The 19,229-nt window shown below is 62.7% G+C and carries 13 protein-coding genes; 7 read left to right on the plus strand and 6 right to left on the minus strand.

Annotation, left to right across the window (positions count from 1 at the left end; genetic code table 11):
* Positions 1–341 precede the first annotated feature (341 nt).
* The gene (locus ASB57_RS26170; protein WP_057654818.1) at positions 342–4,175 is read left to right on the plus strand and encodes a M48 family metallopeptidase; all 3,834 of its coding nucleotides are present in this window, start codon (positions 342–344) and stop codon (positions 4,173–4,175) included.
* 328 nt (positions 4,176–4,503) lie between these two features.
* Here ASB57_RS26170 and groL read toward each other — a convergent pair whose 3' ends face one another.
* The 3 genes from groL to ASB57_RS26185 all read right to left on the minus strand — a co-directional run bounded on the left by groL (position 4,504) and on the right by ASB57_RS26185 (position 7,737).
* Entirely contained in the window at positions 4,504–6,144 is a 1,641-nt protein-coding gene (gene groL / locus ASB57_RS26175; RefSeq protein WP_057654819.1) for a chaperonin GroEL, read from the minus strand.
* Between the two features lie 35 nt (positions 6,145–6,179).
* Entirely contained in the window at positions 6,180–6,467 is a 288-nt protein-coding gene (gene groES / locus ASB57_RS26180) for a co-chaperone GroES (protein WP_057654820.1), read from the minus strand.
* A 514-nt stretch (positions 6,468–6,981) separates the two neighbouring features.
* On the minus strand, positions 6,982–7,737 hold the full coding sequence (locus ASB57_RS26185) for an SDR family oxidoreductase (protein ID WP_057654821.1): 756 nt from the start codon (positions 7,735–7,737) through the stop codon (positions 6,982–6,984).
* 103 nt (positions 7,738–7,840) lie between these two features.
* Here ASB57_RS26185 and ASB57_RS26190 point away from each other — a divergent pair, with 103 nt between their 5' ends.
* The 5 genes from ASB57_RS26190 (at position 7,841) to ASB57_RS26210 (ending at position 15,308) form a co-directional block, all read left to right on the plus strand.
* Entirely contained in the window at positions 7,841–8,800 is a 960-nt protein-coding gene (locus ASB57_RS26190; RefSeq protein WP_057654822.1) for a LysR family transcriptional regulator, read from the plus strand.
* A gap of 681 nt (positions 8,801–9,481) precedes the next feature.
* Positions 9,482–10,681: a hypothetical protein gene (locus tag ASB57_RS31390; RefSeq protein ID WP_057654823.1), complete on the plus strand. Its 1,200-nt coding sequence runs from the start codon at positions 9,482–9,484 to the stop codon at positions 10,679–10,681.
* Entirely contained in the window at positions 10,669–11,496 is an 828-nt protein-coding gene (locus tag ASB57_RS31395; RefSeq protein ID WP_057654824.1) for an autotransporter outer membrane beta-barrel domain-containing protein, read from the plus strand. The genes ASB57_RS31390 and ASB57_RS31395 overlap by 13 nt, the downstream gene beginning before the upstream one ends.
* A 250-nt stretch (positions 11,497–11,746) precedes the next feature.
* Positions 11,747–14,821: an autotransporter outer membrane beta-barrel domain-containing protein gene (locus tag ASB57_RS26205; RefSeq protein ID WP_197424828.1), complete on the plus strand. Its 3,075-nt coding sequence runs from the start codon at positions 11,747–11,749 to the stop codon at positions 14,819–14,821.
* A gap of 187 nt (positions 14,822–15,008) precedes the next feature.
* Positions 15,009–15,308, plus strand: a complete 300-nt coding sequence (locus ASB57_RS26210) for a glutathione S-transferase family protein (protein ID WP_197424830.1) — start codon at positions 15,009–15,011, stop codon at positions 15,306–15,308.
* Between the two features lie 96 nt (positions 15,309–15,404).
* Here ASB57_RS26210 and ASB57_RS26215 read toward each other — a convergent pair whose 3' ends face one another.
* The 3 genes from ASB57_RS26215 to ASB57_RS26225 all read right to left on the minus strand — a co-directional run bounded on the left by ASB57_RS26215 (position 15,405) and on the right by ASB57_RS26225 (position 18,002).
* Positions 15,405–16,172, minus strand: coding sequence for an SDR family NAD(P)-dependent oxidoreductase (locus tag ASB57_RS26215; protein ID WP_057654827.1), 768 nt, complete (start codon positions 16,170–16,172; stop codon positions 15,405–15,407).
* 64 nt (positions 16,173–16,236) lie between these two features.
* Positions 16,237–16,938 (minus strand): NADPH-dependent F420 reductase, encoded by a 702-nt coding sequence (locus ASB57_RS26220; RefSeq protein WP_057654828.1) that lies wholly within the window; start codon positions 16,936–16,938, stop codon positions 16,237–16,239.
* A 266-nt stretch (positions 16,939–17,204) separates the two neighbouring features.
* The gene (locus tag ASB57_RS26225) at positions 17,205–18,002 is read right to left on the minus strand and encodes an NADPH-dependent F420 reductase (protein ID WP_057654829.1); all 798 of its coding nucleotides are present in this window, start codon (positions 18,000–18,002) and stop codon (positions 17,205–17,207) included.
* Positions 18,003–18,258: 256 nt separating this feature from the next.
* Here ASB57_RS26225 and ASB57_RS26230 point away from each other — a divergent pair, with 256 nt between their 5' ends.
* Positions 18,259–19,164 (plus strand): LysR family transcriptional regulator, encoded by a 906-nt coding sequence (locus ASB57_RS26230; protein ID WP_057654830.1) that lies wholly within the window; start codon positions 18,259–18,261, stop codon positions 19,162–19,164.
* The last annotated feature ends 65 nt before the right edge of the window (positions 19,165–19,229 follow it).

A 19,229-nucleotide genomic window follows, 5' to 3' on the forward strand; every position in this document is an offset into this window, starting at 1 on the left:
AGTGGTGTCAGAGGGGAGACGAAAGGGCCGCTCCTTCTCTCGGAGGCGACCCGTCATGTAAAAAGTGCACGAAAAAATTCTATCCGAAATTGGCGCCAAAAAATTAGAGGGTTTCCCCGACGTCCTGACACACCCCTTAGGATTGATTCCAACTCTTACACATCATGTTTCGGCTTGTAGCAAAGGCGGAAGCGCCTGCGCCTACGATGCGAGCGCTCCGCGTTGCGGTCAGCAAGTCCACCGCGACGCGATCCCACTCCAAGAAAACCCGCGCCGGCGTCAAAGCCGGCCAAGGGCCCGCTCTCCCCTGGGAATGGGCCCCTCTACGACGGAACTTGCTCGTGTCTACCCTACCCGACTCGCTGCCGCCAGGCTTCCCCGCGACCTCCGCGCCCCCGCGCGCCACAAGCGCCTATCGCAACCGTGCATGGGTCGCCGTCGGCGGCCTACTGGTGTTCATGGTGCTTTACCTGGGACTGGCCGGCTGGCTGGTGTTCACCGCCTACCGCATGATTGCAGGCGCCATCACGTCCAGCGGCGACGGCGCTTTCCTGGGCTTCGCGATCGGCACCTGCGCGGCCTTCCTTGCCGCCTTCATGCTCAAGGGCTTGTTCTTCGTCAAGCGCGGCAGCGACGACGATGAATATGAGATCAAGGCCGATACGCAGCCGGAACTCTTCACCTTTCTGCACGCGATGGCCGATGCCGCCGGCGCGCCGCGGCCGCACCGGGTTTTCCTGTCATCACGCGTGAACGCGTCGGTGTCCTACGACCTGTCCATCCTCAATCTGCTGTTGCCCTCGCGCAAGAATCTGGAGATTGGCCTGGGCCTGGTCAACGTCTTGAGCCTGGCCGAGTTGCGCGCCGTGCTGGCGCACGAGTTCGGCCACTTCGCGCAGCGTTCGATGGCCGTGGGCCGCTGGGTCTACGTGGCGCAGCAGATCGCCGGCCATCTGGTGGCACGGCGCGACCGTTTCGATCGCTTCCTGCAATCCATTTCCCGGTCGGACTTCCGCATCGCGTGGGTGGGCTGGCTGATCAGCCTGATCGTCTGGGCCATCCGGGCCCTGGTGGATTCCGCGTTCCGCGTCGTCGTCATCATGCAGCGCGCCCTGTCGCGTGAAATGGAATTGAACGCCGACCTGGTGGCGGTGCACCTCACCGGCAGCGATGCCCTGGTGCATGCTCTGCATCGCCTGCAGGCCGCCGATGATTCCTGGGACCGTGCCCTGCGCTTCGCCTTCAACGAGAAGGGCGATGGCCATGCGCCGGCCGACATCTTCGCGGTGCAGACCCGCATCCTTGGCCATATGCGCCGGATCCTCAACGACCCGACCTATGGCATCGTCGCCCCCGTGCCGGCCGACAACCCGGCCGAGTACCGGGTGTTCAAGGCGGGTCTGGCGCAGCCGCCCCGCATGTGGCTGACGCACCCGCTGAACCATGAGCGCGAAGCCAACGCCAAGGCCAACTACGTGCCGTCGCCGGTGGAAGAGGGCAGTGCGTGGGACTTGTTCCGCGACGTCGAGACCCTGCGCCTGCGCCTGACGGACGTGACCCTGGGACCCAAGGACAAAGACGCGGTAGCGCCGGAAGCCCTTGAAGTCACCTTGCAGCGCCTGGATGAGCAATTCAACCGCGAGTATCTGGACAGCCGTTATCGCGGCATCTACTTCGGCCGTTCGCCGGTCCGTCACACGGTCGACGCCGCCGGCTTGTTCGATCCCACGGCGTCCGCCGATCCCGCGCTGCATGCGACTTTCTATCCGGCCAGCCTGACGCAGGACATGGAAGAATTGCGCGCGCTGGAACTGGACGTGGATCAGTTGCGCGGCCTCAAAGAAGGGGATCTCAAGGTCGATGGCAACAAGATCCGCCATCGCGGCGGCGAAGCGTCGCTGTCGGAGTTGCCATCGCTGCTGGCGGCGACGCAGCGGGCGCTGGACACGGTGCGTGGCCGTCTGCGCGATCATGACTACGCCTGCCGCAGCTGGCATCTGGCCGCGGCGCGGGCCGCGGGTCCGGAGTGGGCCGCCTATCTGGAAGGCGTGCTGCGCGCCCTGCATTTCGCCGATCATGCCGAAGCCAATCTGCGGGACGCCAACGGCGCTTTCCAAAGCTGGATTTCGGTCGAGACCGCTGCCCGCCGCGTCAGCAAAGGTGGCCGTAAGCGCGTTCTCGTGGCGGCAAACGATCTTTACGCGACCCTGCAGCAGACCTATGCCAAGGCCGCCGAGGTGCAACTCAATCCGCGCCTGGCCGCAGCCACCGGCATCGAGGACTTTCCCAAGGAGCTGGGCAAGTTCGAGTTGACCGAGCCCACCGCCAAGAACCTGGGCGACTGGATCGATGTGATCGACGGCTGGGTCAACACCGCCACGGGTATGCTGGGCGCCTTGCGCAGCCGGGCCCTCGACGAATTGTTGCGCACCGAAGCGAGCATCGCCGCGCACGCCCTGCAACAGACCCCGCTCGATGCCGCGGAAGCGCCGCCGCGCGTGCCGGTTTCCTACTCGGCGTTGTTGCCGGGCCAGGAGCGCCAGCGCCAGACCAAGTTGAACTGGTGGAGCCGCTTCCTTATTGCCGACGGCATGTTCCCTTCCTTGCTGCGGCTGGCGGTTGCTGCTTCCATCGTCGCGGTGGTGCTGGGTGTCAGCAGCTTCATCGGCAGCGCGTCCTTGACCGTCTATAACGGCCTGGGCCAACCGGTCGTGGTCAGCGTGGGCGACAAGGTGCGCCTGCAGGTGGCGGCGCATGGTTACGCCAGTCACGAGCTGTCGCCGGGGGCCGCGTATACGGTGGAGACCCGTACGCTGAAGGGCGAGGTGATCGAGTCCTTCAACGGCGATGTGGACAATCGTTTTTCCCATATCGTCTATAACGTGGCCGGCGCCAGTCCGCTGGTCGAGTACACGGCTGCCTACGGCAATGCGACCGAGCGTCCGCCGGTGCAGCATGGCGCGCCGCGCTGGAGCACCATCAACGTCGACTACCTGTTCCGCGAGCCGCCCAGCTCGGTCAAGACCAAGGGCGGCGGCGCCACGCGCACCGCGCTTGAGGGTGGCGGCGACGGTAGTCCGGAGGATCTGCTGCGTTTGGTTCCTTCCAAGGAAGAGCGCGCGGCAGTGGTGCTGGCCCATGCACGCTGGGACGCCCCCAACAGTCCGAATTCCATTCAGTGGTTGATGGCTGCCGTTGGCGTGCCTGGATTCGACGAGGTGTTGACGCAGCGCCTGCGCGCCGCGCCCAAGGACATTCTGTTGAACCGGTTGCGGCAGGATTCGACGACCGGCGCCAAGCACGATGCGGTGTGCCAGGAGATGACGCAGCAGGCCCAGGCCAATCCGAACGACATGGATCTGCAATACCTGGCGGCGCGCTGCCTGCCGGAGTCACCCGCCAAGGATCAGGCTTTCGTCGACGGCAACAAGCGTTGGCCGCAGCATCCGTGGTTCGCCTACGCGTCCGGTTATATCGCTGCCAGCAAGGGCGATTGGGCCACGGCGCAACCGCGCATGCTGGCGGGTTATCAGCGCCTGCCGATGCTGCAATCCGCCGTCGCGGTGGATCTGGCTCGCGTCATGCGTGCCGTGGGCCGGCCGGACACGTTCCGGATGGACGAGCTTGCCAGCCACTCGCGTCAGTTGAGCATTCTGCGGACGCTGGAGAGCGGGCAAGGTCTGGAACGGCGGCCTGACCTGCAGGCGTTCTCGGCTTTGGCACAGGGGCGTCTGGACGTCGCCGTGAATCTGGCGCATAAGAAGCCGGATACCGAGGCGCGCATCCTGCGTCTGGTCGGCGCATCCGATGGCGCGACGCAAGCCGCGGTCGACCGCGCGCTGGCGTTGCCGGTGGGGCAGGGGCTGGACGAGGACACCATCTGGACCAGCATCGCCCTGGCCGCGCGTAGCAAACGCGACTATGCACCGTTGATGGCGCAGCTGCCTGATGATTTGCAGCGGTACAAGACGGCGATGACCGGCTTCCTGGATGCGATCCAGCAGAAGCGCCCTGTGGTCGTTGCCGAGCAAAGTCTCGATGGCGTCCCGCCTGTGCTGCGAGGCCAGGCCTATGCCATGGCCACGGTCCTGCTGGGCAAGGACACGCCCGCGGCCTGGCGGCGTGGGGCAAATGCGTTGCTGTTCGCGCAAGAGCGTCCGTACTTCAAGAGTTGAGTTTTTGCTGGGGCGCAGTCTTGGGTGGCGCCTGCCACCGGGACGTGTGAAGGGGCTCCGCCCCTTCAAATCCCCTCGCCGGATATGCCGCCGGGCGGCCGGGGTCGAAGGGCCCGGCCCTTTCCCACTCTCATCACTACGGGGTTAGCCGGCGCCCGGGGGTCGAAGGGGCGGAGCCCCTTCAAATCCTCCCCCATGGGGGGCATAGGGGGCGCAGCCCCCTATATCTCCTAAGCATCAATAAAAAAACCCTGGATCGGTGCAAACCGATCCAGGGTTTTTGCTTGGGAAGGCAGCCGTCACCGGCCACCTTTCAGGCAAAGACTTCTTAGAAGTCCATGCCGCCCATGCCACCCATGCCGCCGGGCATAGCCGGAGCAGCGGGCTTGTCTTCGGCCAGTTCGACCACGGCGGCTTCGGCGGTCAGCAGCAGGCTGGCGACGGAGGCGGCGTTTTGCAGAGCGGTGCGGGTCACCTTGGTGGGATCCAGCACGCCTTGCTCGACCAGGTCGACGTACTCGCCGGTCGCGGCGTTGTAGCCGTAGTTGCCCTTGCCACCCAGCACGTTGTTGACAACGACGCTGGCTTCTTCGCCGGCGTTGCCGACGATGGTGCGCAGGGGTTCTTCAACGGCACGCAGGATCAGCTTGATACCGGCGTTCTGGTCAGGCGTGTCGCCCTTCAGATCGACGATAGCTTGCTTGGCACGCAGCAGAGCCACGCCGCCACCAGCCACGACGCCTTCTTCAACCGCTGCACGGGTAGCGTGCAGGGCATCTTCGACGCGAGCCTTCTTTTCCTTCATTTCGACTTCGGTGGCAGCACCGACGCGGATCACGGCAACACCGCCGGCCAGCTTGGCCACGCGTTCTTGCAGCTTTTCACGGTCGTAGTCCGAGGTCGCTTCGTCGATTTGCACGCGGATTTGCTTGACGCGAGCTTCGATCGAGGTGCTGTCGCCAGCGCCGTCGATGATCGTGGTGTTTTCCTTGCCCACTTCGATGCGCTTGGCTTGGCCCAGCTCTTGCAGCGTGGCCTTTTCCAGCGACATGCCGGTTTCTTCGGAGATCACGACGCCGCCGGTCAGGATGGCGATGTCTTCCAGCATGGCCTTGCGGCGGTCACCGAAGCCAGGCGCCTTGACGGCGGTGGTCTTCAGGATGCCACGGATGTTGTTCACAACCAGAGTGGCCAGGGCTTCGCCCTCGACGTCTTCGGCGATGATCAGCAGCGGGCGGCTGGACTTGGCGACTTGTTCCAGCACGGGCAGCAGGTCACGGATGTTGCTGATCTTCTTGTCGTAGATCAGGACAAACGGGTCTTCCAACGCGGCAACTTGCTTTTCCGGGTTGTTGATGAAGTAGGGCGACAGGTAGCCGCGGTCGAATTGCATACCTTCGACGACGTCCAGCTCGTTTTCCAGCGACTTGCCGTCTTCGACGGTGATGACGCCTTCCTTGCCGACCTTGTCCATCGCGTCAGCGATGATCTGGCCGATGGAGGTGTCGCTGTTGGCCGAGATCGAGCCGACTTGAGCGATTTCCTTGCTGGTGGTGACCGGCTTGGATTGCTTCTTCAGTTCGGCGACGGCGGCGGCGACAGCCTTGTCGATGCCGCGCTTCAGGTCGATCGGGTTGAAACCGGCGGCGACGTACTTCAGGCCTTCCATGACGATGGCTTGAGCCAGCACGGTGGCGGTGGTGGTGCCGTCACCAGCGTTGTCGGAGGTCTTGGAGGCAACGTCCTTGACCAGTTGCGCGCCGATGTTTTCGAACTTGTCTTTCAGTTCGATTTCCTTGGCGACGGACACGCCGTCCTTGGTCACCGTCGGGGCGCCGAACGAGCGCTCCAGCACGACGTTGCGACCCTTGGGGCCCAGGGTGGTTTTGACAGCGTTAGCCAGGATGTTCACGCCGCGGACGATGCGCACGCGGGCGTCGTCACCAAACAGGACTTGCTTGGAAGCCATATTCTTTCCTTACGGAGAATTCTGAGGAGGATGGATTACTGGATCACGGCGAGGATTTCTTCCTCGCGGATGACGAGCAGTTCCTCGCCATCGACCTTGACCGACTGACCGGCGTACTTACCGAACAGCACCTTGTCGCCTGCCTTCAGGTCGACCGGCAGAATCTTGCCGTCTTCCGTGCGCTTGCCGGGGCCGACGGCGACGACTTCGCCTTGATCGGGTTTTTCAGCGGCGCTGTCAGGGATGACGATGCCCGAGGCGGTTTTGCGCTCGTTGTCCAGACGCTTGATGATCACGCGATCATTCAGAGGACGCAGGGCCATGAAGAACTCCTGTTTTCTTAAACGGTAAGGGGGTTGTCTCGCTTGCCCCGGAGGCCGGAAGGGCGAATAGGCTTGTTAGCACTCACCGGAGGCGAGTGCTAATTATAGGGATCGAAATTTCTGGTTCAAGGGGGGAGGGGGTGGCTGTTACAACTTTGGTGAGGTGAGCACCGGCTGTCGAAGTTCACCCCGTGTGGAATTTCGTTCGCCTGAATGGAATTGGCTGGGTCCAGCTAACTTGTTGTGGACAAACAGAAAAATCCGAGAAATAGCCAAAGGTGACTGCTCACATACAGTGATGTCTGAGCCGGATGGCCCAAACCGCATCGGTCATCCAAAATGGAATTATTCCGGATTGGGACTATCGGCGCACCCTCAAGTCGACGGGTACTCGAGCACAACCTGTGTTCTGTTCCGATCGTCCAGCCAGGCGGCTTGGCAGCTGGATCGGATCGAAAAGCGAAGTCATGGGGTCACCTGTGGGCAAGGAGGGGCAGAGGGCGATAAATCCGGCTCATACCAGGCGCTGGCCGCCATCGATATGCAGGGTTTCGCCGTTCATGAAGTCATTGCGGATCAGGAACATCACTGCTGCCGCGGCCTGCCGCACTGAGACGATCTTCTTCAGCGGCAGCTTCTCGCTGAGCTCGGCCACATAGCCGCCACGCGCGCTGCCCAGCGTGCGTCCCAGCAGCGGGGTATCGGTGGTGCCGGGCGAGAGGGTATTGAAGCGACGCGGCGCCAGTTCCAATGCCAAGCCGCGAGCCAGTGCTTCCATCGCGGCCGAGGCAGCGGCCGGGACGGCGGTGCCCTGGGCATTGGGGCGATCGGCCAGCACGCCGGAAATGAAGGTGACCGACGCGTGCGCGTCGAGCCGCTCGTGCAGCGCTCGAATCACATCGATGGCGGCCCAGATTCGTTCATCGAAGGCGCGGCGCAGGTAAGTGGTGTCGGCCTCAAGGATCTTGCCGACGACGAAGGAGCCGGCCATCAATACCAAGTGATCCACGTGGCCGATGTCTTGCAGTTCCACGGCCAGCGCCTGGCGGTCGGTAATGTCGGCAGCGCGCCATTGCAAGCCATGTTCTGCAGCCGCCGCGGCTGAGCGCGCGGGATCCGAGCCCACCACGATCACTTCGGCGCCGGCATCCCTGGCCTGCACGGCGGTCGCCAGACCGATCCCGGAGGTGCCTCCGAAGACCAGCACGGTCTTGCCGGCGAGGGAGGAATTGTTGGAAAGCGCGGGTGCCTGGACGGATAGGATGTTCATGGAGTGCTCCTCTGGAAGTGGATTCACGCAAGTGCGTGATCGCATTCTAGGAAGCGGCTACTTGTTCCATAAGAGACTTGATCGGAATAATATAAGTGCCGTCATGGAACAGATAACCCTCGACAGGCTTACTGGCTTGATTGCTTTTGCCAAGGCGGCGGCGCTCGGCAGCTATTCCGCCGCTGCCCGCGCGCTGGCGATTTCGCCATCGGCCGTCAGCAAGAGCATTGCACGCCTCGAACAGCAATTGGGGGTGCCGCTGTTCGTGCGGACCACCCGGTCGCTGCGGCTGACCCATGAGGGCGAGGCGCTTCACGAGCGTGTCCTCAGGCTGCTGCAGGAAGCCGAGGAAATCCAGCAGGCGGCCATGACCACGCGCAACGGCCCCTCCGGCATCATCCGCATCGCAGCGCCATATCCGATCGGCGTGCATGTCCTGGCACCGGCGTTGGCGGGTTTTCGGGCGCGCCATCCTGAGCTCGTGGTGGATCTACGCATCCGCGACCAGATGGCCGACATGATTGCTGAAGGCATCGACGTCGCGATCCGCGTGGGTGATGTGCCCGACTCGCGCCTTATTTCGCGGCGCCTTGCGCCGCACCGCATCTGTGCCTTTGCTGCGCCGTCCTACCTTGAAAGGCGGGGAACGCCGCGGCGGCCGGAGGATCTGGCCGGGCACGAATGTGTGAATTTCCGCTTTCAAAGTTCAGGCCAGGCTTTGCGCTGGCCATTTGCGGTGGGCGGCAAAATCGTCGAGGTTGCCTCCAATGCCGGCATAGTTGCCGATGTCAGCGATGTCGTGGCAGCAGTGGTCATCGCCGGCGGTGGCATCGGCATCATGCCAACCTATCTGGCCGCGTCCCATGTGAAGCGCGGCGAGCTGGTCCCGGTGATGCCGAAGTACGCGGTCAATCGCTCCAATATCACCGCACTGTGGCCCGAGAGCCGCCGCGCCAGCCCCAATGTGAAAGCCTTCCTGATACTGCTATCGGACGTGTTTGCAGCGCCACCGCCATGGGATGTTGTGGTCGACAGCTTCATCCCCGCCCGCCGCAACCGCTGAACCGAACCGGCAGGCGTTACACGGCCAGGCTTTTGGCCAGGCGCTCCTTTAGCTTGTTGCGCCGAAAGGCTTCGGTGACATAGTCGACAAAGGCCCGGGTCCTGGCTTGTCCAGCGTCGAACCGGAGCTTTCCTTGATGCGCGGCGGGTTTGATTGGCTCGTCATCGGCTGCTCCCGAGCGGTTTTCTTTTCGCCGAGGCCTGCAGGGGCTGCATTTCGCTACGCCGTTCAGACTAATCCGCATTGACGACGTATCGCGTGACCGAGTATGTTCGCGATCACATTTCTTCGCAATCGTAAGCTTTGGGAACATATCTGGGCTAGCAAGCCTGTCATCGCTCCCCTCTGCGATTTTAAGAGGGCAATTGTTCGACGGTTCCCTCTGCCTTTGTTCTCAGTAATTCTGAATAAACACTGAATTCAATCGACTATCGCACCAGGTTTGGGCGCGGTTGATGAATCAGTTCGAACGCTCGCCATTCCTGGACTCTCATGAATTCTTTCTTCTCGAAAGCAAGTCATCCTTCATTTCGTCCCAGCGTACTCGCCCTCTCGATTTCCCTCGCTTGCGGCAGCAGCGCGGCTTTCGCTGAAACCACATACTCAGGCGGAGTGACCACAGGGACTTTCGCAAGTACTGATTTGAGCGTCGCAAGCACTGTATACGGAATATCCCTGCGCATGAGCGGCGACGGCAGTGTGGTGGTGGGCGGCGCGACGAACAGCGCAACTAACACACAGTCGCCCTTCACCTATACGTCCGCTGGCGGCATCTCGTTCTTGAGCGCGGATCCCGCGACGTCGACCGTGGCCACGGATATCAATGGCAATGGCACGCTGGCTGTGGGCACCGCAGTAGGCTATACCGGCCCCGGCGGCCCGGTTCCGACCCAAGGTGTCATCTGGGATCTGACTACCGGCACGCGCGTCACTGTGGTGACTCCCGGCGCGACCAGCGCGACTCTGCTGGCGATCAGCGCGGACGGTAAGGTTGTGGGTGGATCGGCGACCTTCTCGGATTCGACTGGAATAGGCAATGCAATCGTGCAGAACCTGGGATCCTCGGTCGTAACCCGACTGGATCCGACCAATAGTTATACAGGCGGCAGTTCGCTCACCAAGCTCAACAGCGATGGGACGGTTGGGGTCGGCTTCGGTTTCCCAGTCGATTCATCAACGGGTATCAATGGCTTTCGCTGGACAGCCGCAGGTGGCATGACCGATCTAGGGCACCTGAATGGCGGCGCCTACCTGGTGCCGACTTCCTTGAACGCTTCAGGAGACGTCGTGGTGGGCACCGCCCTGGACGGCGCATCAGGAAAAACCAGATCCTTCCGATGGACAGCACCCACCGGCATTGTCAGCCTGGGGGTGCTTCATGGCGACATCAATACGAATTCCATCGCGTACGGTGTCGATGCCAGCGGCAACGTGGTGGTTGGATATTCCCAGTCAGCGACGAGCCCCTCTTCCTCGGACGGCTACCGCTGGACCGCTGCCACCGGCATGCAAACCATTCCGGAGTGGTTGAACAGCAAGGGCATCGCGGTGGCCGGCAGCGCGGTCGCGATTGCGACAGCGCAAGCCGTGAGCGCCGATGGGAATACGGTTTCGGGCACTTTGTCGGATGGCAACGTCTACATCGCGCGCGTCGTGGAGACGACCACCGCGCCGGTGACGCCTGTCGACCCGACATCGCCCACCAGCCCCTCCGCCCCGTCCGCGCCGGAGACGCCCCCCGCCACCGGCGCCGGTTCCGGCATCATCACCCTGTCCAATTTCATGAGCAGCCTGTCGGCCGCCGCGCAGGGGCCCAGCCAGTCGCTGCAAGCAACCAATATGGTGTTGACCGGCGCGCATGGCAGCCGATGCGCGGCCTGATCTCGGGCAATCAGCAATACGTCTGGAGCACCGGCGATTGGGGCCGCGCCGATGTATCGAGCGATACCCACGCCAACCAGGGATCGATCGAAATCGGTTATGCGCATGGCATCGGCGAGAAATCCATGGGCAAGATCGCCATCGGTCGCAGCTATAGCGATCAGGACACGGTATATGACGGCAACATCCGCGCGCTGGGCACCTACATCCTGCCGGAGTTCATCTCCGCCATTCCTGGCACGCCGCTGTATGGCACCTTGAGCGCCTACTACAACTTCGGTGATGTGGACGTGCGCCGCGGCTATGACAACGCCGGTTTCCAGGTGCATTCCACCGGCTCGGCAACGCAGCATACCTGGGCGGTGCAGGGACGCCTGGATTGGCTGAACGCCGTCCAGGGCGAGCGTTACGCGCTGACGCCCTATACGTCGCTGCTGTACATGCGCAACCGCATGGGCAGCTATACGGAGAGCGGTGGCGGCTTCCCCGTGGAATGGGACGCGCGCAGCGACGGTTCGACACAAGCGCGGCTGGGCCTGGACGCGGTCTACGACCTGTCGGACAAGGTCAAGCTGCTCGGCCGCGTCGAAGGCGTGCATCGCTTCGAAAGCAAGGGCAGCGACGCCAACGGTGAAATCCTGGGCCTGTCTTCCTTCAGCCTGGATGGCCAGAACTACAAGCAGAACTGGCTGCGCTTCGGCGTGGGGATGGAAGTAGGCGTGGGTAAAGGCACTTTCTCGCTGGCTGGCAACGCCACTACTGAAGCCGAGACCACACGGTACTGGGGCAGCATCAGCTATCGGCTGCCTTTCTGAATACATCAAATCCAGTTGCCCTACCTCTTCGGGATAAAAAATGCAGCCCGTCCACCCGCGCTTCCGTCTGACGCTTTTGAGTACGGCCCTGCTTGCGGCCGCGGCCGCAACCGGGGCACACGCCGCATCATGCCCGGCGGCGGCCGGGGGGGTGGTCGTGGTATCCGGTCCTGCAACGGAGACCTGCACGTTGGGGGCCGGTCAATCGCTGCAGGTGACCGGTACCGGGGAGATCGCGCCAGGAACCAACGTGCAATATGGTGTTAACGCCCCGGCGGGCGCCGCCATCGGCACCATCCAGATCGATGCAGGCGGCAGTATCCAGTTGGCGAACGACGTTTCTGGCAACAACCCGCTGTTCGGTATATTCGTCAATGCTCCCACACTGGACAGCTTCGTCAACAATGGCACGGTGCAGATCGTCCCGTACCCGGGCAGACCTGTCACTGCGCGTGCTGTTGAAATCGACAACACGACCATTGCCCAGAATTTCACGAATAACGGTACCCTGGATAGTTCCTCCGACGATTACACGGTGCTGGCGTTCAACACCACCATCAACGGGAGCTTCCACAACGGCACGGCCGGCGTCATTCAAAATCACGCGACAGCTGCCGTGACGTACGTCCTGGGTTTCTATAACGTGTCGATCCACGGTGACTTCGTCAATGACGGCGTGATCCGCTCGTTGACGCCAGGGGTGGATTCGCAGGTATTTTTTGCCGGCGGATCGGTGGACGGAGATATATCGAATACCGGCACGATGTCCACGTTGCTATTGAGTAGCACACAAGTGGGTGGCACGCTGAGCAATAGCGGCACCGCCAGTAGAATCCTGCTCCAGAGCGGGGCGCAGGTGGGAAGTTTGCTGAATACGGCCTCGGGCACCGCGCAAACCTTATCGATCCAAGACTCCGTCGTTATGCACGGCATACGGAACGAAGGCACGATCACGAATCCGCTCGTTGGTTCAAGCGGCATCCTCTTAGTTAACGGTGGTGTTACAGACGGCGGCATCACCAACACCTCGACGGGACAGATCAATTCCGCAAACGGCATCGCGTTAAACAGCGCGACGCCCATGACCGGGGATATTGTGAATGCTGGCACCATCAACAGCACCGACACCGGCATCCGGGTGACTGCTGGCGCCCCCTTGAACGGCGACATCATCAATAGCGGCACGATCACGGGAGGCAGCGGTTACGGCATCTTCCTGGGGAGCGGCGGTACGTTGACCGGTCGCATAGTGAACGCCGGCACCATCAACACGGCATCCGGCATCGCGTTGTTTACAGCCTCAGCCGTGGGGAGCATCGAGAATCGCGGAACCATAGCCGGGGGGGCGTTTGGTATCAGGGTAGAAAACTCCACCGTGACGGGGGGCATCGATAACAGCGGCACCATCACCGCGCCGACCGCAATCTACATCGTGGCGCCGACAGCGCCGATCGTCGTCACGAATACAGGCATGCTGGATGGTAAGGTGGTCCTGGATACCGCGACGCTGAATGTGAACGGTGGCGCCATCACTGGCACCATCACGGGTGCCGGCGCCACTGTCAATATCAATACCGATTTCACTCCCGCTGCCGCCATCAACGTGGCGCAAGTGAACGTGAATGCGGGCCACACGTTGACGCTGGCCGGCACCAGCGTCAACGGCGCCATGGCGGTGGCGAACGGCGCGACGCTGGCGGGCAATGGTTCGGTGGGGACGACCAACTTGGCCAGCGGCGGCACCCTGTCGCCGGGTACGGCCGCGATTCCGGTCGGCACGCTGGCGGTGAACGGTGACCTGACCTTCGCGCCTGGTTCGGCTTACCGTGTGGACGCCGGCCCGGGCACCTCCACCGATAGCGTGCACGTGACGGGCGCCGCAAACCTGGCCGGCTCGGTGCTGCACGTGGGTGCGAGTGGCGATTACGCCGCGTCGACCCTGTACAAGATCCTCCGCGCGGATGGCGGCCTGAATGGCCGCTTCGATTCTGTGTCGAGCAACCTGGCCTATCTGGCGCCCACGTTGTCCTATGACGCTCACGACGTGACGATGGATGTGGAACTGAAGCGGGTGCCGGTGGATCCTGGCGACGGGGGCGGTGATGCCGGTGGCGGGAGCGGCGAGACCGGCAGCGGGGGCGGCGAGACCGGAGCTGGAAGTGGCACACCGACACGGCCGATCCGCTTCGCCGATCTGGCCATGACTGGCAACCAGCGCTCCGTGGCCAATGCGCTGCAAAGCCTGCCCACCAGCAACGGCCTCTACTCCCGCGTGTTGAACCTGCCGGAAGGCGCGCCGCCGGCGGTCTTCGCCTCCCTGTCCGGCGAATCCTTTGCCAGCACGGTATCCGGCCTGCAGAGCCTGGGCGGCAATGTGGTGAACCTGCCCAAGCTGCATCTGCGCGCCAACATGGACGCCGGCCAATTGCCGGGTCCCGCCATTGCGCAGTTGGGCGGGGGCAACGCATCCGCGTTGCCGCAATCGGGGGCGCAACCCATGTGGGCCCAGGTCTTCGGCAATTGGCGCACGCTGGAGGGAGACGGCAACGCCGCCAAGTCGCGTCAGACCGATGGCGGCTTGTTCGTGGGCGGTGACCATGGCGTGGGCAGCGGCTGGCGGCTGGGCGGTGCGCTGGGCTATACCAACACCCACATCTCCGTTGACGACGCGTCATCCACCGCCAACATCGACAGCTACAGCGCTGTCGTCTACGGCGGCAAGGCCTTCCAGGCCGGCGCCGGCAAGATCAACCTGACGCTGGGCACCGCCTATACCTGGCATGACGTGAAGAGCCAGCGCAACGTGGACGCCGCGGGCGACAACCAGACGCTGAAGGCCAGCTATGGCGCCAGCACGGCGCAGTTCTTTACCGAGCTGGGCTATGCGCTGAAGCTGAACGACCGCGTCGGACTGGAGCCATTCGTAGCCGCCGATTACAGCGACCTGCGCATGCGGGGTTTCTCCGAATCCGGCGGCGATGCAGCGCTGAGCGGCGCAAGCAGCCGCAACCGGCTGGGCACCAGCACGCTGGGCCTGCATGCGCGCACGAGCTTCGATGTAGGTCAGTCCGCGGCCAGCCTGCACGGCACGATAGGGTGGCGCCATGCCTACGGTGATGTGCATCCCGAAGCCACGCTCTCCTTCGATGGCAGCCAGGCCTTCACCGTGGCGGGCGCGCCCATCGCGCGCAACGCCACGGTGGTGGAACTGGGCGCCGAGATTGCGATGAACCAGTACGCTACGCTCGGCGTCGCCTACAACGGGCAGTTCGGCGCCGGCAACCAGCAGAATGCCGGCACGCTAACCATGAACTGGCGGTTCTGAGCCGTCATAAGTTCAACAGCTTGCAATCTGAACGGCTCCCGCAGACGCTAAACGTCAGCGGGGAAGACGGAGCCATCATTCAGCTGGGCGGATGTCATGTTCTTGCTGTCGAAGTGCAGGAGAAGCAGATTTTTTCACGTCACTGGAACTGTGTTGACCAGTGGTCCTGGAACGTTTTTTCTTTTTCTTGACCGACGTCATTGCGCCGAGTCATGCCGGATTCTTCCTGCAGCGTGCTGGCGAGCCTGACGGCGCTTCGCTGCTGCAAGGGCGCTACGCGACGGCCGCGCTGCAAGCCGAGCGCTTTCTCAAGCATAACGATTACATGGCGGGCGCCGAGTTCTCGATCGCCGACATCGCGGCGTTTACCATTCTCAAGTCGCTCAGGGCAAACGTGCCATGGGATGGCTCGCAGGAGATGGCGGCATGGTTTCGCAGAGTCGAGGCGCGGCCAGCGGTACAGCGCGGTCTCCGTGCGTTCGATTGACCAAGCACGCGTCTCATTCACTCTGTCGGTCCCGCGGGCCCTCTCGGCGAGAACGTCAACTCATCTATAGTGGCCATTAATTTCGCCCAGGCGGAGTCAAAGCTTGTAGCCGCCGCTAGCTTCAATTACCTGGGCAGTCACCCAACGGCCGTCATCGGAGGCCAAGAAAGCCACGACTGCGGCGATGTCTGAGGTTTCGCCAAAGCGTCCCAGCGCGGTATCGGCCTCGATCGCCTTCACCATGTCGGCGTTTTCGCGGACAGCGGCGTTCATGTCCGTTCGCGTCCAGCCCGGCGCCACGGCGTTCACCGTGATTCCACGAGGTCCCAACTCCATCGCCAGCGCATGGGTCAGGTTGTTGATGGCCGCCTTGGCCATGGAGTAGATGGGGACGGCCGGCAATGGGCGAGTGGCCAGACCGGAGGACGTATTGATGATTCGGCCACCATCGGTGAGACGGGTCAGCGCGGATTGAACGACGAAGAACGGTGCGCGGGCGTGAACCGCGAACATCGTGTTCCATGCATCCGGCGTCGCATCGGCAAGGCCGCCCCAGCCGGAATTGCCGGCGTTGTTGACCAGAATGTCGAGCGCCTTGCTGCCCTTCCTCGCAGTGAACTCGCGGTCGAGCGCATCGAATAATGCCGGGATCGCGGCGGCATCGACCAGGTCGGCGTGGAGCGCGAAAGCGGTGCCGCCCGCTTTTTCGATGGTCGCGACAACTTCGTCTCCGCCTGCGCTGCTTGCGTTGTAGGTGAGGGCGACGGTCGCACCATCGGCCGCAAGCCGTTCGGCAATCGCGCGACCTATGCCGCGCGATCCGCCGGTGACGAGAGCGGTTTTGCCCTTGAGGGACTGGGACATGAGATTTTCCTAGGTAAGACGTTCTGTGGCTTCAGCGGCCTTGCGGCTTGGATTGCGAGGTGGCTCAGGTGATCCGTTCGCGTACGATCGGGCCGGGACTTGCCTCGATAACCGACAGCGCCAGCCGGGTGAGACCCTCTGAGTCCCCGGCATATTCATGCTCGGCGATGTGGTGCAGCAGGACGCCGGCCTGCTCCAGCTGCCGGGCGCCTTTGAGGGGGCCGGCGTTGATGGGCTTGAACCCAGCATCAGCGATCAGGCCGCGCGTTACCTGCCCGGCCGATGTGTCGTCGCTGACATAGAAGACGTTGGGCTGCACCGGCGACTTCGACCAAGCTGCGGCCTCAAGCAATGGCGATCCCAGAAGATTGAACGCTTTGACTATCCGAGCCTTCGGCAGGCGTTGTTGCAAAACCTCGGAGGTCGAGTTGTCGCGCATGAAGTCCAGCTCGTGGAAGTGCTGAAATTCCGCGGTGACGCCGAGCGGGTTCATGGTCTCGATGACCGTTTTGCTATCGAGCGCGTTGCCTACTTCGCTGACGATCGCGTCAACCCGCGGCCAGTAAACGGAGAATAAAACGGCCTCGCCGAATTCGGCGGCCTCGCGGATCGTGCCGAGCCGGGCCCTGTCGCCCAGTTCTGCCAGCAACGGTGCGATCTTGCGATCCTCGCCGTCCTTCGCAATGACGAGGTCATGACCTGCGGCTGCCCAGGCTCGCGCTAGACGACTGCCGACATTGCCGGCATTCAAAATTCCTATTTTCATTTGCTTTCGAGCTTCCCTGTAGTGCGTTAAAAGCATTACTCTAGGGATGATCGAAAAATAGATAAATAGCAGAAAAAACTACAGACCGTTGTCTATAAATGCATCAATAAATCGGTTGGTGTACGAGGCGACACGAATGGCAAACATCGGCGCGACGAGAGGCGCCAGTTGCATGGTTCCACTTGCCCGGCGGGCCGGGCAGACCCTATCGGCCAGAGGCTGTGAACGGTCATCGGGCGCCCGTAAGGGCGCCCGATGTAAAGGTTTTACTTCTTGACGGTCGCGGCGCTTGCCTGGGCCATGAAGAGGTCGACGTGGACCTGCGGCATGCCCTCGAACGTGCCGCCGATCGGTGACGGGCGCTTTGCCTCGTTGATCAAGCGCCGAGCATCTTCGCGCGACACGCGCGTGCCGGGCTGCGTGTAGGCGCGCTCGGCTTCTTCGCCCGTCGCTTTCAGATCTACCGTCGGAGCGTAGCGCCAAAAGTAGATGGGCGTGCCCGGTTCGATTCGCCAGCTGTCTGCGAGCGAGCCCGCGTCGATGGTATCGAAGCCGATCTTGTCGAAGAACTCGCTCACCGCCTGCTTCGCTCCGCTGTCGTCACCCGCGATCGGCAGCGTCGTGCGGTTCGCGGAACCCTTCGGCGTGGCGTTGGCCTTCATGTGAAGCCAGCTGAGGTTGTGAAGGCCCTTGACGACCTTCGCTCCCGGCAAACGCCGCTGGATCAGCCCGCTGGAGGTCAGATCTCCCTTATCGAGAACGTCATTGTTGCCGAATGCGGGATAGTAGTTCGTCTGATCGAGGACGACCTTGCCCGCGAACTCGTCGGCGGGCAGTTGCTCGGAGGCGGCGATCGGGATCGAGAGCGTGACGATGTCACCCGCCGCGATGGCCTCCTCGGTGGTGCCGGCGCTCGCCAGCGGTCCGAGCTCCTCGATCAGGTCCTTGATGGTGTCCGCGCCGCGGGAGTTGCTGATCACCACCTTGTAGCCAGCTGCGGTCGCGAGGCGCGCGACGGCCTTACCGACGAGGCCGGAGCCAATGATTCCGATTATTTGTGTCATCTTCGCATTCCTTATATTGATTGGAGGGCGGCGGGAGCCCGCCGACAGGTTTCATGGGACGCACGCCTGAGCGCGCCGCGATGCAAGCAAGTCGTTCGAACGACAGAGTGATGTGCGTCTTGATCGCCGTGACGCTTGCAACCGCAGCAAGTCAATGCCGCCGCTGTAATCATTGAGTGCGACGTATTGCATGAACCGCACTATGGACTTACCCTCTTGATTGATAAATATAGGGATAAGTCACATACTGTTGTCCATGAATACATCAATCGATCTGCCGGAGATGCGCGTCTTCGTGGCGGTTGTGACCGATGGCTCGTTCACGACGGCTGCGGATCGGCTGGGCACCGACAAGGCGCGCATCAGCCGCGTCGTCAGTCGTATGGAGAAGAAGCTAGGCGCACAGCTCCTCACCCGCTCGACACGGCGCCTCAGCGTGACCGAGGTCGGGCGCGATTACTTCGAGCGCGCCATGTGCATCCTGACCGCCGCCGAAGCCGCAGAGGCGGCGGTGGCGCAGCAGTCCAGGGAGCCCAAAGGACTGCTCAAGCTCACGGCTGGATCCGAGTTCGGAACCATGGTCGTGGACGAATGGATCGCGGCGTTCCTGCGTATGGCCCCGAAAGTGACTGTGGAAGCGGAATACACGAACCGTCTGGTCGATATCATCCATGAAGGCTTCGACGTCGCCATCCGTGTCGGCGCGCTCGAAGATTCGGGGCTCTCGGCGCGCAAACTCGGCGAGGTGTCTTACGGGCTGTACGCTGCCCCTGGCTATCTGAAGCGCGGGCCGGCGCTTTCGAACGTCGGCGACCTGAAGCGCCACAGCTTGATCATGAAGACGATGCGGGGGCGCTCCAACTGGACCCTGGTAAATGGTGAAAATACCGAGAAGGTCATGGTGTCCCCGCGCTGTGCCGTCAACAGCACGATCGCGGCGAAGAACCTCGCACTTGCAGGACTCGGGATTACGCACTTGCCGCGTTTCATGGCTGAACCCTATGTGGTTGCTGGAACGCTGTCATGCGTGCTGTCTGGCTGGGCTGAGGTTCCGGCGCCTGTCCACGCCGTATTCGCATCGAGCCGCTACATGGATCCGAAAGTGCGCAGCTTCGTTGATCTCTGCCTGAGTGCATTTGAGGGTGGCCGCGGCGCACAGTGAATGGCGGATCAGATGGCGAGTCTGCGTTGCCGCCCAATATCCCACGACAGGCCGTCTCTTCCGCG

The sequence above is a fragment of the Bordetella sp. N genome (assembly GCF_001433395.1).
GTDB lineage: Bacteria > Pseudomonadota > Gammaproteobacteria > Burkholderiales > Burkholderiaceae_B > Bordetella_C.

Excerpts from the sequence above, each read along its gene's own strand:
- groL (WP_057654819.1), bottom strand. The coding sequence starts at position 6,144 with ATGGCTTCCAAGCAAGTCCTGTTTGGTGACGACGCCCGCGTGCGCATC.
- groES (WP_057654820.1), bottom strand. The coding sequence starts at position 6,467 with ATGGCCCTGCGTCCTCTGAATGATCGCGTGATCATCAAGCGTCTGGAC.
- ASB57_RS26185 (WP_057654821.1), bottom strand. The coding sequence starts at position 7,737 with ATGAACATCCTATCCGTCCAGGCACCCGCGCTTTCCAACAATTCCTCC.
- ASB57_RS26190 (WP_057654822.1), top strand. The coding sequence starts at position 7,841 with ATGGAACAGATAACCCTCGACAGGCTTACTGGCTTGATTGCTTTTGCC.
- ASB57_RS31390 (WP_057654823.1), top strand. The coding sequence starts at position 9,482 with ATGAGCGGCGACGGCAGTGTGGTGGTGGGCGGCGCGACGAACAGCGCA.
- ASB57_RS31395 (WP_057654824.1), top strand. The coding sequence starts at position 10,669 with ATGCGCGGCCTGATCTCGGGCAATCAGCAATACGTCTGGAGCACCGGC.
- ASB57_RS26215 (WP_057654827.1), bottom strand. The coding sequence starts at position 16,172 with ATGTCCCAGTCCCTCAAGGGCAAAACCGCTCTCGTCACCGGCGGATCG.
- ASB57_RS26220 (WP_057654828.1), bottom strand. The coding sequence starts at position 16,938 with ATGAAAATAGGAATTTTGAATGCCGGCAATGTCGGCAGTCGTCTAGCG.
- ASB57_RS26225 (WP_057654829.1), bottom strand. The coding sequence starts at position 18,002 with ATGACACAAATAATCGGAATCATTGGCTCCGGCCTCGTCGGTAAGGCC.
- ASB57_RS26230 (WP_057654830.1), top strand. The coding sequence starts at position 18,259 with ATGAATACATCAATCGATCTGCCGGAGATGCGCGTCTTCGTGGCGGTT.